This window comes from Paenibacillus sp. CCS19, assembly GCF_033239625.1.
In the GTDB taxonomy this organism is placed as follows: domain Bacteria; phylum Bacillota; class Bacilli; order Paenibacillales; family Paenibacillaceae; genus Paenibacillus_T.
The window spans coordinates 213,168-227,535 of the sequence record NZ_BTCK01000001.1; the positions used below are offsets into that span (position 1 = coordinate 213,168).

General features: G+C 45.9%; 15 protein-coding genes and 1 pseudogene. All 16 read left to right on the plus strand.

Features of this window, described 5'->3' with window-relative positions; all coding sequences use genetic code 11:
* Positions 1–89 precede the first annotated feature (89 nt).
* Positions 90–581, plus strand: coding sequence for an HAD domain-containing protein (locus tag SBI19_RS01130; RefSeq protein WP_317964357.1), 492 nt, complete (start codon positions 90–92; stop codon positions 579–581).
* A 239-nt stretch (positions 582–820) separates the two neighbouring features.
* A complete protein-coding gene (locus SBI19_RS01135) occupies positions 821–1,288 on the plus strand; it encodes a hypothetical protein (RefSeq protein ID WP_317964358.1) in 468 nt (155 codons plus the stop codon).
* 219 nt (positions 1,289–1,507) lie between these two features.
* The gene (locus tag SBI19_RS01140) at positions 1,508–1,861 is read left to right on the plus strand and encodes a ribonuclease E inhibitor RraB (protein ID WP_317964359.1); all 354 of its coding nucleotides are present in this window, start codon (positions 1,508–1,510) and stop codon (positions 1,859–1,861) included.
* A 220-nt stretch (positions 1,862–2,081) separates the two neighbouring features.
* Positions 2,082–2,588, plus strand: a pseudogene (locus tag SBI19_RS01145) (NADAR family protein); the annotation flags it as partial.
* A gap of 1,187 nt (positions 2,589–3,775) precedes the next feature.
* Positions 3,776–4,372, plus strand: coding sequence for a hypothetical protein (locus SBI19_RS01150; protein ID WP_317964360.1), 597 nt, complete (start codon positions 3,776–3,778; stop codon positions 4,370–4,372).
* 87 nt (positions 4,373–4,459) lie between these two features.
* Positions 4,460–4,927: a GNAT family N-acetyltransferase gene (locus tag SBI19_RS01155; protein WP_317964361.1), complete on the plus strand. Its 468-nt coding sequence runs from the start codon at positions 4,460–4,462 to the stop codon at positions 4,925–4,927.
* Between the two features lie 163 nt (positions 4,928–5,090).
* Positions 5,091–5,543 carry a hypothetical protein gene (locus SBI19_RS01160; protein ID WP_317964362.1) on the plus strand — a complete coding sequence of 151 codons (453 nt, stop codon included), beginning with the start codon at positions 5,091–5,093 and terminating at the stop codon, positions 5,541–5,543.
* 145 nt (positions 5,544–5,688) lie between these two features.
* Positions 5,689–6,234, plus strand: a complete 546-nt coding sequence (locus tag SBI19_RS01165) for a hypothetical protein (protein WP_317964363.1) — start codon at positions 5,689–5,691, stop codon at positions 6,232–6,234.
* 89 nt (positions 6,235–6,323) lie between these two features.
* Positions 6,324–7,226 carry an ATP-grasp domain-containing protein gene (locus tag SBI19_RS01170; RefSeq protein WP_317964364.1) on the plus strand — a complete coding sequence of 301 codons (903 nt, stop codon included), beginning with the start codon at positions 6,324–6,326 and terminating at the stop codon, positions 7,224–7,226.
* A gap of 126 nt (positions 7,227–7,352) precedes the next feature.
* Positions 7,353–7,712, plus strand: coding sequence for a hypothetical protein (locus SBI19_RS01175; RefSeq protein WP_317964365.1), 360 nt, complete (start codon positions 7,353–7,355; stop codon positions 7,710–7,712).
* A 218-nt stretch (positions 7,713–7,930) separates the two neighbouring features.
* Positions 7,931–9,010 (plus strand): acyl-CoA dehydrogenase family protein, encoded by a 1,080-nt coding sequence (locus SBI19_RS01180; protein ID WP_317964366.1) that lies wholly within the window; start codon positions 7,931–7,933, stop codon positions 9,008–9,010.
* A gap of 62 nt (positions 9,011–9,072) precedes the next feature.
* Positions 9,073–10,251: an acetyl-CoA C-acetyltransferase gene (locus SBI19_RS01185; protein ID WP_317964586.1), complete on the plus strand. Its 1,179-nt coding sequence runs from the start codon at positions 9,073–9,075 to the stop codon at positions 10,249–10,251.
* Between the two features lie 20 nt (positions 10,252–10,271).
* Positions 10,272–11,126 (plus strand): 3-hydroxybutyryl-CoA dehydrogenase, encoded by an 855-nt coding sequence (locus SBI19_RS01190; RefSeq protein ID WP_317964367.1) that lies wholly within the window; start codon positions 10,272–10,274, stop codon positions 11,124–11,126.
* A gap of 55 nt (positions 11,127–11,181) precedes the next feature.
* A complete protein-coding gene (locus tag SBI19_RS01195; RefSeq protein ID WP_317964368.1) occupies positions 11,182–12,336 on the plus strand; it encodes an acyl-CoA dehydrogenase family protein in 1,155 nt (384 codons plus the stop codon).
* A gap of 15 nt (positions 12,337–12,351) precedes the next feature.
* Positions 12,352–13,248 (plus strand): methylisocitrate lyase, encoded by an 897-nt coding sequence (gene prpB, locus SBI19_RS01200; RefSeq protein ID WP_317964369.1) that lies wholly within the window; start codon positions 12,352–12,354, stop codon positions 13,246–13,248.
* On the plus strand, positions 13,241–14,359 hold the full coding sequence (locus SBI19_RS01205; protein WP_317964370.1) for a citrate/2-methylcitrate synthase: 1,119 nt from the start codon (positions 13,241–13,243) through the stop codon (positions 14,357–14,359). Before prpB ends, SBI19_RS01205 begins: the two co-directional genes overlap by 8 nt.
* The last annotated feature ends 9 nt before the right edge of the window (positions 14,360–14,368 follow it).

Genomic DNA, 14,368 nt, shown 5'->3' on the forward strand with positions numbered 1-14,368 from the left:
CGCATTCACGCCTTATGACAGGGAAGATTCGTGAACCAAAGACGTTATGAGAAATACGGCAAAACAAATCTTTAATTGGAGTAATTCCTATGAAGATAATTTTTCTAGATATTGATGGTGTTTTGAATACCGATCGAGCAGTTAAACTTCAAAAGTTATTTAACCATGATCGAATAATATTTGATGCTGAAGCTATGAAGAATTTGAAGGAACTTATTAAAGAAACAAATGCTTATATTGTTATTAGTTCAACGTGGCGCATTCATTACGGAACGGATAATAGATTATGGAAAGAACTAATGAGTAACTTTATAGAGAATTATATAGACGATAGAATAATTGATATTACGCCAGTTCTTTCAGAGAAGCTAAACACTTCAATTAGATGGAAAGAAATTGAAACGTGGTTGGTTGATAATAGAGATAAAGAAATTGAGTCTTTTGTAATAATTGATGATGAATGGGAAATGGGAGAATATACGAAAGACAGATATGTAAAGTGCCAAGCATATAAGGGCATATCGAAAGATAGTAAAGATAAAGCTCGAAAAATCTTATTAACCCCGATAAAGAACAATTAAGGCAATTGGGAGTAAATCGAAGAAGTGCCGTACATCTGATGACACCATATTCACGCATCGGTCCATCCGGCCCTCGGTCCGGCAGAGGCATTTCGGAAAAGCTGAAGCAGCGGGACAACCCTGCACTGGCTAAGTCCGACGGACCCGGGCTTACGCTCTTAAGCCAGTGCGGGTTCATGAATACAAAGACGTTATCTGACATTACTGAAGTGTGGAGTGCTAGTCAAAGGAGTTTAATAATGAAGATTAAACCTATCCTTATTTTAATCTTAATGCTCATATCAACGAATCTATTCACTTTTTATACAACGAAGAATTTCCATGCAGCTACGTTAGAACAATCCAAAATTCATCTCTATGAATTAGAAGGGGACGGAGAAAAGTGGAAAGTAGAGAATTATCATTTAATTATTTCCCTACAGTCAGTTAGAGAATGTTCAGTTGAACTAGTTCATAAAGAAAACTCTAAAATAAAATACTTAAAAGTCGAAATCAAATTAGATAATGAATTGATTTATGCAAATATCAATACAGGAATGGGAGAAACGATTCAAAATATCAATAAATACACTATGAGTTCCTTTGAAAAGGATATTGATAGAGATAAACTCTCAAAACTGAATGTTACGATAATTTGGAAAGACAGCACAGGTAAGACAAGTAAAGAAGTGGTAAATCTAAAAGTAACTAATGATATTATTGTCTAGTCGAAGAAGTCAGTTACGTCATATAACACCGCATTCGCATTGGGCCATTCGTTCCACAAGTCCTGACAGAGGGATTTCGGAGAAAAGGAAGCAACCTGAGAACCCTGCACTGGCTAAGTTCGTCGGACCCGGGCATTCGCCCCTGAAGTCAGTGAGGGGGCGTGAATACAAAGACGTTATACGCAATAACCGAGAATGTGAAAAACCTGGAGACTGAAAATGAAGAAGATTATGAAATACATACTAGTTATTTGTTTAATTTGTTGTTTAGTTGGTTGTAATAACACAAAGAAAGAAGATTCGATCAGACATCTGAACAAAGAGATGATATTGGAGCAGTACTTTTACTCTAGTAACGAAGAAGATCTAAGAGAGCTCTCAGATAAGTTAAGGAAAGAAGGATATGGAATAAATGATTTCAAGTCATATGAGTTGAGGGGCGAAACAGAGTGGTCCTTTTATACAAGTAAAGAAGTAACTGAGAAAGAAATTAATAAAGAAGATGTTAAGAGCGAGAAATATGCCAAAGAGTTTAATGTGGGCTATGACGGTCATGGATTCCCACTGGAATAAATAATGAATGAGTTAGTGCTACTATTTCAAGAAGTCAGTTACTGCGTATAATACCATAATCACGCATCGGACCATTCGGGCTCTCGGCCTGGCAGAGGGATCTCGAGGAAGTAGGGGCCTCATCGATCCCCCTAAGATAAGAGCTATCTTCTATTAAAGGAATGATTTTTCTGGAAGACATACATTCAAATTTTTATACTAGTATTAATTACATTTTTATCAAACAGATCAGCCCTACGGATGTTTTTCGAATTTCGCTAAATACCCAATAGAAATTGACGGGAAAATATGGTCGACAACCGAGCACTTCTTTCAAGCGATGAAATTTATAGGTACAGAACATGAAGAAATTATAAGAACGGCCTCAACCCCAATGGATGCTGCAAAGTTAGGTAGAGAGCGTTCAAGACCATTAAGGACAGATTGGGAAATGGTTAAAGATGATATTATGAAGACCGCTATAAAAGCAAAAGTAATTCACCATGAATCAATAAGAAATATTTTGCTATCTACTGGAAATTGTATTCTAGTCGAACACACAAAAAATGATTCGTACTGGGCCGATGGTGGGGACGGGTCAGGAATGAATATGTTAGGCAAAATTCTCATGGAAGTCCGAGATAGTTTGACAGAATATAGTAGAGAGTTTTATTTGCCTCAGTGGCTTACATATCCTAATGAGGATCCATTTAGTATGTTTTGGCGAATGGGAAAAGGCAAAGACTAAATTATAAAGTTCGGGAAAAGGATCTATAGTATGCCTAGTGAGGCTAGAGAAGAATATTACAGGTATTTTAATGCTTTCAAAACTGAAGAATGGATACTCGTTCTGGCAGTGGGATTACGAGGAAGAGGAAGCAGTCCGACAACCCCTGCACTTGCTAAGTCCGTCAGACCCGAGCTGAAGCCCTTAAGCCAAAGAGGATTGCAAATACAAAGACATTATCCGAAATTACTGATTAAAACTAAAACCAAAGGAAAAATGTCAAATGGAATGTTACTATCATGATCAAAATGAAAGCGATAATATATGTAATTTATGTAATAAACTATTGTGTGATTGTTGCATTAATCCAGAAGACGGCTATTGTTGGTCATGTTCTCATGATATTCATGCAGGAATACATCAAGAAAAAATTGAGGATAAGATTGCAATAAAACGAATTAAAGAATATGTGTATTGTTTTCTGATTTATGAATTTTGTTATCTACTCATTTCGTCTATGGTTGGAAGATTAAGCCCGATTGTATTTGTCGTTGAAGCGCCTTACATATTGATAGTAGGTATACCAGTTTCTATTTTAATTGAATGGGTTACTGAGACAAAAATGGGTAGCTACAAGTATTCATTAAAGTACATTATTGGATTTGTATTATATTTATTGTCGGCACTCTTATGTACATGTGTTTTGTTTGGATTAGAAGATTTCAAATACACTTCGATGTTAACGGTATCCGTTGCTTTATCTATATTTTTTATTTTAAGAATATTCAGAAGTAATAGTGATCGAACAATGATATTTGTTTCAATTTTTGGATACCTAACTTTAATACTTCTAAACTTCTTGACTATAAATTAAAATAAAAGTATAAAAATGGTTATCTATTATTGTGTGAGCCACTTGAGAATCCCACATCAATATTCAAAACACAGAAACAGATTATTTTACTTTTTTGGTAAAATGAGCCGAATGGTTGGAATTCAATTTATATTTTTGCAGAGAGAGGGCTCCAACATTACCTAACACCGTATTCATGCATCGGGGCACGGACCTTCGGTCTGGCAGGGGCATTTCGGTGAAGAGGGGAGCCGGATAACCCTGCACTGGCGAAGTCCATTGGACCCGGGCTAGCGCCCTTAAGTCAGTGAGGGTTCGTGAATATAAAGAAGTTATATTAAACTGGTGAGATTCTTTGAAAGCTAGACAAGGGAGTGTTACTGTGAGCGAATTTAGTGAGAGTTATTATCTATTTTCATTAGAGCAGAATGATGGGATAAAGCTGTTAAAAAGAGCTTGGCTTCGAGGATACGTTTATCCAGCAAGTAATAATTGGGTGACAATAATCCCAAACGGAAAAAGCTTTCAACCTAACAAAAGACTTATTAATAGTAATAAAGGCATTTTAGTTCATTTAATTAATGCTGAAGATCACGGTTGGTCTTTAAGTATTTATGATGGCAATAGGAGAACTTTTCACTTTGAATGTACATGGGAAGACGAAATTGAAATTAATCAAGATGAATATAATAGAGAGCGTATTGTAGATTTAATTAATCAAAATCCGAATAAACTAAGATCGGTAACACCACTTGATATCACAAAAATATTTTATATTTCTGATTTTGAAGAACTATTTGAAAGAGAACCTGTTAATCAAATTACAGAATTATTAAGAATAGATAACTTTGAATGGATCTCATATGACTATGTTCAAAGAGAATATAAAGAAAATCCAATGGAAATGAACAATAAAGGCATTAAAACTGTTAATGGTCTCTTTCGTTTTTGAAGTACGTATTAGTGGGGATTCGTGAACACAAAGATGTAGACGAAATGCAAGGATTAATTAAGAACACCAAGGGGGCACAAAGTAAAAGTGAAAATCAGACTCGCGACTCATAAAGATGTTGAATCGCTCATTAAAATGAGATTAGATTTTACGCTAGAATACAATCAAAGCTTAACGATCTCAGAAGAAACCTTTAACGAATATTATAAGGAAACGAAAAAATTTCTTGAAGAAGCGATCGTTTCAAATCAGTGGTTTATTTGGGTGGCTGAGATTGATGAATCAGTCGTTTCACATATTTTCTTGGAATTGATTAATAAAGTACCAAGACCAGGAAAGAAAACAAACCCATTCGTGTATATGACGAATGTATATACACTTCCTAACTATCGAGGTAAAGGAATCGGGAGCAAGCTTTTAAAACAAATTAAAGAGTGGTCGAAAGAAAATAACTATGAATTCATTATCGTATGGCCGAGTGATAATAGTATTGATTTTTATAAGAGAAATGGATATATAAATTGCACAGAACCATTGGAATTAATGCTTGAATAAGGAATTTGTAAGTAGGAAGTGAACGTACATCTTTTAACACCATATTCATGCATCGGGGCATTCGGTTCTCGGTTCGGCAGCAGGATTATGATCAACCCTTTACTCTAAATACATAATGGGATAATTCAGATAATAGTATTGAAATAATAAAAGAGATGTTACTATGGCTGCCAGAAAGATCATTAAAAAGTATGAAGTAGGATTGATGACAATGCTGAACAAAGAAGATGAGATTATAGATCGATTTGGATTAAAACCTGCTATAGATCACAGAGAGATAATTCAATCGTTACTTATAGATGAAACAAATAATAGCTCATCAGAAGATAATGAATATCTAAAAACGCTATGTATTATGTTATTTAGCCTAGGAAGAGCCGAAGATAGCTTACTGATTTGGAAAGCAAAACAGAAGAACTTTGATGCAAGCTGTTACATCGATGTTCAGCTATTATGTGGGGCAGGTTTTGAGAATACTGTAGAGTTTCTAAAAACTATTAATGATGAGTCTGTTAGCCAACAAATTGAATATTTGGAGAAATGCAAGGGGACGGATTTTGTTGATTTTAATAAGGAAACAATAATAGAAAACTATAGACAGTACTATGGAATTTAATAATTACTGACAATCAAATTCATAAGCAGCAGGAAAACCTTCACACTACACTGGCTAAGTATGATAACCAGGGCTGGCACCCTTAAGCTTGGATTATGAAAATAAAAATGTGATCGGAATGCATGCATTTCAAGGGGGGAAGTTATTGAAGAGATTAATAGTTGTTATTATTAGCCTCCTCTTTGTTATAACCGGAATACTATCACTGCCAGGTAACAAAGTATATGCCTGCAGCTGTGTTGGTGGAAGTGCAAATGCAGGGTTAGAAGGATCTACACAGGTCTTTGAAGGTAAAGTAACAAAAATAGGCGATCAAAAGCCGGAGTTTGGTGGACTAAGAGAATATACATTTAAAGTTTATAAATCATGGAAAGGCGTTCAATCCAATGAAATTAACATTTATAGTTATGCTGGTGGAGAAGCTTCATGTGGATTCCATTTTGATAAAAATAAAACATATTTAGTTTTTGCCACTAATCTAGCAACTAATTTGTGCAGCGGAAACCTACCTATATCACAGGCAGATAACGAATTAACACAATTGGGAATAGGTACGGTGATTAGTCAGCATGATAATTTAGATTTAGGCTCAAGTTATTGGATTATTCTAGTAGTCATTGCTGGAGTAATACTAATCTTCATATCAGTAATAGGAATTAGGAGATATAGAAAGAAGGTTTTTATCAAATAGGCCAGTGTGTATCGGGAATTATAGAAAACGTTAGCTAACTGAAACTTCTGCAAGTGCATGAACAATACAAGTTAAGGGGCCGAATCTCTATGATTCTTATCTTTTGTTCTGATCCGATGAATAGGAATGCAGTAGATATGGATTATGAAGTGGAGTATTCAACAGCAAGATCGCTTGGCATCACTGTCGGATTGATTAATCTTGAAGAGTTACTCGAAGGCAGTATTGATAAGACGTTAAGTAGGATTAATACAGCTGGATCTCAAGGATCAGCTATTTATAGAGGTTGGATGATAAAACCTCATATCTATGAGAAATTGTATGAGGGCTTATTGAAGAAAAATGTAGTTCTCATCAACAATCCTGAGGAATATAGGAATTGTCACTATCTGCCCAACTTTTACGAGAATATTAAGGATGTTACACCTTATAGCAATTGGATTCAGATTGTGAATCTGAAGAACGATTTTGATCAGATCTATAAGAATTTAGCTGAGTTTGGTAACAAACCAATTATCATTAAGGACTATGTCAAGTCTAGAAAACATGAATGGAACGAAGCATTTTTTATACCTGATGCGTCGGATAGTATTCATGCGGTTCAAGTGATCAATAATTTCATTGCTAGACAAGGTGAAGACATCAATGAGGGCATTGTATTGAGGGAGTTCGTAAATCTTGAACAAATATCAGTACATACAAAGAGCCGGATGCCTCTGTCTAAAGAATTCAGATTATTCTATCTCAATAATACATTCCTATTTCAGTTCGATTACTGGGAAGATAGCATTTATGATAACGATAAACCAGATTTAACGACCTTTAATCAAATTGCTCAAGACATTGGCAGCAACTTTTTTACGATGGATATCGGAAAGACAGTTTCTGGTGATTGGATTGTTATTGAGATAGGGGATGGCCAAGTATCAGGTTTACCTTTGGAATCAGATATTGAGGGATTTTATAATGCAATCAAAGAGCTAGTGAGTTGACCGTCGGACCCAGTGAGGGCTCATGCATATTAAGACGATAGAAGAAATCTCTAATGACGTTAGGTGAAATAACACAACTCCAGATAAAGAATTAAACAATTGTAAATTTGTTTATGGAGAGCTGCAATGATATCAAAATGGGACGATATAAGCACAGATTTTGAACAGTTATGTAAAAATAATAATAGATATTTAAGTATTTATAATCTAGTGGTTTCTATCAGAGATTCTAAATATTCAAATCATATTTACGGATGGAGCTCCGTTTGTGATCTATATATTGTTCAAAACGAAGTGAAGCATCCTTACGATGGTCCAAGATTATTAGTAAAACAATTAGAAGATGATAAATTGGAATTTAGATATATTGATACTTATATTACTAAGAGTCAATGGAATAGAGTGTTTGACGGTATCCATGGGTATAGAAAATTAGAAAAATTCTTCATGGAATTACATTGGTTTTATCCTGAATTTATAGAATAGACGCATGAGACTAATTGAATTCCAGATATACAGTCCATCCACATCCCAAGAGCCCATTCAAGGGCTCTTTTTCATTTTCAAACCTTCATACACGCCTGTTATGTCGGACAAATTGTTGCTCATATACATGGGTATCCACGGATGCCGACCGGTCTTGTCCGTTAGGTTAGGAGAATGGTCGGCCAGTGATCCGAGTGCTTCGTCGGGGAGGGAGGGGCATGCGTTTCGAACTGCCGGATGAGCTGGAGATGCTGCGGTCGGTTGTACGAGATTACGCACAGTCTGAGGTGGCTTCAGGGGCAATTGAGCGGGATGCACACGAGCGGTTTGATCGGGCAGTATTCAGTAAAATGGCGGAGCTTGGCCTTACAGGAATTCCAGTCCCAGAGACGTACGGTGGCGCTGGTGTCGGGTGGTTGGCTTATGTTGTCGTATTAGAAGAGCTTGCGAAGGTGTGTGCGTCGACGGCATCGGTGCTGGCCGCGCATACGGCAGGGGCTGTCTGGCCGTTGTATCGGTACGGAGATGAACAAGTACAGCAGGAGCAGCTTGTTCCACTTGCTTCTGGTAATAAGCTTGGCGGAGCCAGCTTGGTGAATCGGCGGGGATGGACGCCGCTATTGGGAACGCATCCATTCGTGCTGAATGCCGGAGTGGCGGATGGCTTTCTAATGTTCGCCGAGCAGGTGTATGACGACCGAAGTGAGCCTTCTGCCCTTTGGGTAGAGTCGGATCCGATTGGAGTAACGGCGGCCAACATCCCCATTAGCAAACTCGGTCTGCGCGCATTCCCAACAGGGGCGCTGACACTCGCTTCAAGCGAGATATTCCCTCGGGGGAAAATGATCGCGCAAGGTAAACGCGCGCGCGGCATTCTTCGTGAAGTCCGCACGCGCCTCGCGTTAAGCGCAGCCGCGCAATCCGTCGGAATCGCGCAAGGTGCTTTAGAAGCTGCCGCTTCTTATGCGAAGTCGCGCAAGCAGTTCGGCATTCCGATCGGCAAGCAGCAGGGCATTATGTTTAAGCTCGCCGATATGTCAATTGCAACAGAAGCATCGCGGTTGCTCGTTCATCAAGCGGCTTGGCAGCTCGATGTAGGGATGAATACAGCTGTGGCACAGGTTCAACTCGCACGAACGCATGCAGCAAGATCGGCATCGATGGTCGCCCGAGAGGCGTTGCAAATTCACGGCGGTTACGGTTATATCGAGGAATTCCAAGTGGAACGAATGCTCCGCGATGCGATGACGCTGGAGACAGCAGTCGGAGTCGGCGGACTAGAGCTGCGGCATCGTTAAGTACGAAGCAGCATGCAATGCACAGCCTTTAACCAAAGTTCATGACGTTAGGAGGGAGTACACTGCGCGGAGCAGTCATTGTGAGTGGAGCTCGGACGGCATTCGGCAAATTCGGCGGCATGTATCGCAATGTAAGAGCAGTCGACCTCGGCGCAGCGGCACTGCGCGGGGTGATTGAACGGAGCGGCATCGCACCGTCGCAAGTAGAGCAGGTCATTATGGGGATGGCGATCCAAGCCGGCGCCGGTCAGATCCCGTCTCGTCAAGCTGCGATCGCAGCAGGGCTGCCCGGCAGTGTACCTTCTGAGACGATTAATAAAGTGTGCGCATCCGGCATGCGCGCAATTGCGCTAGCTGATCAATGCATCCGTGCAGGCGACGGGGACATTATCGCCGCAGGCGGGATGGAGAGCATGACGAATGCGCCTTTTGCCATTCGCACCGCTAGATGGGGAAATCGGATGGGAAACGCGGAGATGACGGACCTGATGATGAATGACGGTCTCCTCTGCGCATTCGACGGCGTGCCCATGGCGATGCATGGCAATCAGACCGCGACCCTCTATGGCATCACCCGCGAGGAGCAGGACGAGTGGGCGCTGCGCAGCCACTCGCTCGCCGTATCTGCTCTGTGGCAGGGCAGGCTCGCGGAAGAGATCGTGTCGGTTCCGACCGAATCTGGTGCAGTCGATACGGATGAATGCCCGCGGCCGGATACAAGCGCAGCCAAGCTTGCGAAGCTTCGTCCAATTGCTGGCCCGAATAATTCAACCGGAACGATAACGGCAGGCAATGCGCCAGGGGTGAATGATGGCGCTGCAGCGGTATTGGTTATGTCGGAGAAGGCGGCGAACAACGGTGGGCATCGACCACTCGCCTCGATTGTTGGGCACGCGTCCGTCAGCTTGGCGCCGCATGAGTTGGCGGAGGCGCCTGCACGCGCCATTCGCAAGCTGCTGCAGCAAACCGGCGTATCGCTCGCGGATATCGACCTATTCGAGGTCAACGAAGCATTCGCTGCCGTCGTGCTTACTTGCGGGCGGCTGCTGAATTGGGATGCAAACAAAGTGAATGTGAATGGAGGCGCCATTGCGATTGGTCACCCGCTTGGTGCGAGCGGCGCACGAATCGTGGTGACGCTTGCTCATGAGCTAAGACGGCGAGGCGGCGGCCTTGGCATCGCGGCGATCTGCAGCGGAGGCGGGCAGGGGGATGCGATGCTCATACGTGTCGAAGGTTGAACAAGGCGAGGTGCTAGACCATGCCAATCCAGAAAACGGTCGTCATCGGCGCAGGACAGATGGGAAGCGGCATTGCGCAGACGCTGCTCCAGGGCGGATATACGGTAGCGCTGGTGGACATCGCGGACGCGCCGCTTGAACGCGGCCGCACCGCGATCGAAGCGGGCCTAAATCGGCTAGTCGATAAGGGCCGATTAACCGAGACAGCGCAGGCTGAAGCACTGCAGCGGCTCACCGTCTCAACGGACCTGGCGCACGCAGTCCGCGACAGTGACATTGTCATCGAAGCGGCGCCGGAGCATATTGCGACCAAGCAGGCAACGTTCGCGAAGCTGGACGCGAGCTGTCCGTCTCATACGATTCTTGCGACGAACACGTCCTCGCTGCCGATTACGTCGATTGCATCGGTCACGCAGCGGGCGGACCGCGTGATCGGGATGCATTTTATGAACCCGGTGCCGATTATGCCCTTGGTTGAGATTATTCGCGGACTCGCAACCTCGGATGCGACATGCGAGACGGTGCAGGCGCTGGCTGTCTCCCTAGGCAAAACACCGGTGGAAGTGAAAGATTTCCCAGGCTTCGTGTCCAACCGCGTGCTGATGCCGATGATCAATGAAGCGATCTATGCGGTATATGAAGGAGTTGCGACGCCGGAGGCAATCGATACCGTCATGAAGCTGGGAATGAACCATCCGATGGGACCGCTGACGCTGGCGGATTTTATTGGGCTGGATACGTGCCTTGCCATAATGGAGACGCTCAATGAAGGGTTCAGCGACAGCAAATATCGTCCGTGTCCGCTGCTTCGCCAATATGTGCAGGCGGGGTGGCTGGGTCGGAAGAGCGGACGCGGGTTCTACAGCTACACCTAACCTGAACATGAACCTGAAATGATGCTGACGAACACCATGAGAAGGGGGATCAGCGATGGACCTCCGATGGACACCAGAGCAGGAAGCGATTCGCAGCAAAGTCAGACAGTTCGCACAGACGGAAGTGGCGTCCGCCATCCCGCAGATGGAGCGGGACGATGAGCATGCCTTCCCTGCGCATCTCGTCGCGAGAATGGCGGAACTTGGCTTGATGGGCATTCCGATTGCAGCCGAATGGGGCGGTGCGGGAGCGGATTTCATCTCTTACATTATCGCCATCCATGAGCTGGCCAAGGCGAGCGCTGCGGTTGGCGTTATTCTCTCGGTTCATACCTCTGTCGGCACGCTGCCAATCCTTAAGCACGGTACGGATGAACAGCGGCACAACTACGTGAACAGGCTTGCTTCGGGGAAGTGGCTTGGCGCCTTTGCATTGACAGAGCCGCAGGCCGGTTCCGATGCGGCTTCGATACGAATGACCGCGACAAGAGAAGAGGATGGATATCGGCTGAATGGCGCGAAGCTGTTCATTACGAATGGCGGCGCGGCAGATGTGTACCTCACGTTCGCCGTGACGGATGCGAGCCGTGGAACGCGGGGGATTAGCGCATTCCTCGTCGGTCGAGATACCCCAGGGTTTCAAGTCGGTCGGCGCGAGCGCAAAATGGGGCTGCACGGCTCCAGCACATGCGAGCTGTTGTTCGACGACGTGCGTCTGTCTGCGGATGAGAGGCTCGGCGGCGAAGGCGAAGGGTTCGCGATTGCGATGGGCGCGCTGGACGGAGGCCGCATCGGCATCGGCGCGCAGGCGCTTGGCATCGCGGAGTCGGCGCTGCAGCTGCTGGCTGCTGCGGTGCGCCGTAGCCGCAGCGGCACCGCTTCGCAGCAGCGCACCATAGCGCCGCCAGCTGCGCGAGCGGCGCTCGCCGAGCTGACCGCGCGCGGCGAAGCGGCGCGGCTGCTCGTGTATCGCGCTGCGGCGCTTCGCCAGCAGGGGCGCAGCTGTACGAAGGAGGCGTCGATGGCGAAGCTGTTCGCATCCGATACGGCCGTCGAGGTCACTACGGCGGCGGTCCGATGGTGCGGCGAGCGAGGATTCGCGAAGCCGTATGCCGCTGAGCGGCTTTTTCGAGATGCGAAGGTTACCCAGATCTATGAAGGCACGAACGAGATCCATCGGATCGTCATCGGCAATCAGCTATTACGTTAGAGGGGGTGAGCGTCCATGAGAGATTCCCCGGGACTGCGCCTGCGAGAAGCGGTGCAAGCGGAGCAGCCTCTGCAGCTGCCGGGCGTCATTAACGCTTTCACCGCGCTGCTGGCGGCAAGCGCTGGATTCCGAGCGCTGTACGTATCCGGTGCAGGCTTCGCGAATGCGTCGTTCGGTCTGCCGGATCTCGGCATCACGACGTTGAATGATGTCGTCGAGGATGTAAGCCGCATCACCAGCGCAGTCGATCTGCCAGTGTTGGTCGACGCAGACACGGGCTTCGGCAGTGCTTTTCAGATCGCACGGACAATCAAGCAGCTGACGCGAGCGGGCGCAGCGGGTATCCATATCGAGGACCAGGTCGCAGCCAAACGGTGCGGCCATCGGCCGAACAAAGCGATTGTGAGCAAGGACGAGATGGTTGATCGTATTCGTGCGGCAGTCGATGCGCGAGAGGATGAGCATTTCGTCATCATGGCGCGAACCGATGCGATTGCGGTGGAAGGGCTGGAGGCTGCGATCGAGCGTGCGCAAGCTTGCGTGGAAGCTGGCGCGGATATGATTTTTCCTGAAGCGGTGGACCGGTTGGACGTGTATCAGGCTTTCGCGGAGGCTGTTAAAGTGCCGGTGCTGGCGAACTTGACCGAGTTCGGCCGGACGCCGCTTTTTACGCTGGAAGAGCTGCGTACAGCGAATGTCGGTCTTGCCCTTTATCCGTTATCCGCGTTCCGCGCGATGAGCGCAGCGGCGCTTCAGGTGTTCCGCACCATACGCCAGGACGGAACGCAGCAGCAGGTGGTTGATCGAATGCAGACGAGAGCCGAGCTGTATGAGTTTCTCAACTATCTTGATTATGAACAGCGGTTGGATCGATTGTTCGGGGCAGAAAGGGGCGAGCCTAACAATGGCTGACAAAAGAGCAGGTGGCCTAGTCGACATCATCGCCGGTCAGACGGCTATTTCGACTGTCGGGAAGAAAGGTCGGGATCTGACGTATCGGGGCTACTCGATCCATGAGCTGGCGCGGCTGTGCTCCTTCGAGGAAACGTCATTCCTGCTGCTGCACGGCAAGCTGCCGAATGAGGAAGAGCTGAGCGACTATCAGGGCAGATTGATCGAGAATCGCAGGCTGCCTGCTGCGGTGTACACCATACTCGAACAGCTGCCTGCCGATTCGCATCCGATGGATGTGCTGCGAACCGGCGTTTCGGCGCTGGCTTCATTCGAGCCGGAAGGCTATGAACGCAGCGCAACTGCGATAGCGGAGCGGCTTATTGCTTGCAGCTCTTCGATCTTGTTGTATTGGCATCATTATCACCGCAGCGGCATTCGAATTGATACGCGGACGGAGGAAGGGATTGCGGAGCATTTTCTCATGCTGCTGCATGGCCGCAAGCCTGATCCGATGCATGCGAAGGCGCTAGATATATCCCTGACGCTGTACGCAGAGCATGAATTCAATGCGTCGACGTTCGCGGCGCGTGTGACGACCTCGACGATGTCCGACTTTTATTCTGCCGTGACGACGGGGATCGGAACGCTGCGCGGCAATCTGCACGGGGGCGCGAACGAGGCGGCTATGGAGCTCATTGAAGCGTTCTCCAGTCCCGATGAGGCTGAGGCCGGCGTACAGCAAATGCTGCTCCAGAAGCGTATTATTATGGGCTTCGGCCATCGCGTCTACACCGTATCCGATCCGCGCTCGGATATAATTAAGGCGATCTCCGCTAAGCTGGCTGAGCATGCGGATGACTGGAAGCTGTACGATATTTCGGAGCGGATCGAATCGGTCATGATGCGCAAAAAGAAGCTGTTCCCCAACCTAGATTTCTATAGCGCGTCCGCTTACCGTATGCTTGGCATTCCGACGAATCTGTTCACGCCGTTGTTCGTCGTCTCCCGCTTGAGCGGCTGGTCGGCGCATATTATCGAACAGCGCGCTTCGAATCGGCTCATTCGGCCGAACGCGGATTATACGGGTCCGGACCGTCAGACCTGGGTGCCTTTGCATGAACGAGAGTAGAGATAACGC

Excerpts from the sequence above, each read along its gene's own strand:
- prpB (WP_317964369.1), top strand. The coding sequence starts at position 12,352 with ATGAGAGATTCCCCGGGACTGCGCCTGCGAGAAGCGGTGCAAGCGGAG.
- SBI19_RS01205 (WP_317964370.1), top strand. The coding sequence starts at position 13,241 with ATGGCTGACAAAAGAGCAGGTGGCCTAGTCGACATCATCGCCGGTCAG.
- SBI19_RS01170 (WP_317964364.1), top strand. The coding sequence starts at position 6,324 with ATGATTCTTATCTTTTGTTCTGATCCGATGAATAGGAATGCAGTAGAT.
- SBI19_RS01160 (WP_317964362.1), top strand. The coding sequence starts at position 5,091 with ATGGCTGCCAGAAAGATCATTAAAAAGTATGAAGTAGGATTGATGACA.
- SBI19_RS01180 (WP_317964366.1), top strand. The coding sequence starts at position 7,931 with ATGCGTTTCGAACTGCCGGATGAGCTGGAGATGCTGCGGTCGGTTGTA.
- SBI19_RS01135 (WP_317964358.1), top strand. The coding sequence starts at position 821 with ATGAAGATTAAACCTATCCTTATTTTAATCTTAATGCTCATATCAACG.
- SBI19_RS01195 (WP_317964368.1), top strand. The coding sequence starts at position 11,182 with ATGGACCTCCGATGGACACCAGAGCAGGAAGCGATTCGCAGCAAAGTC.
- SBI19_RS01175 (WP_317964365.1), top strand. The coding sequence starts at position 7,353 with ATGATATCAAAATGGGACGATATAAGCACAGATTTTGAACAGTTATGT.
- SBI19_RS01130 (WP_317964357.1), top strand. The coding sequence starts at position 90 with ATGAAGATAATTTTTCTAGATATTGATGGTGTTTTGAATACCGATCGA.
- SBI19_RS01190 (WP_317964367.1), top strand. The coding sequence starts at position 10,272 with ATGCCAATCCAGAAAACGGTCGTCATCGGCGCAGGACAGATGGGAAGC.
- SBI19_RS01140 (WP_317964359.1), top strand. The coding sequence starts at position 1,508 with ATGAAGAAGATTATGAAATACATACTAGTTATTTGTTTAATTTGTTGT.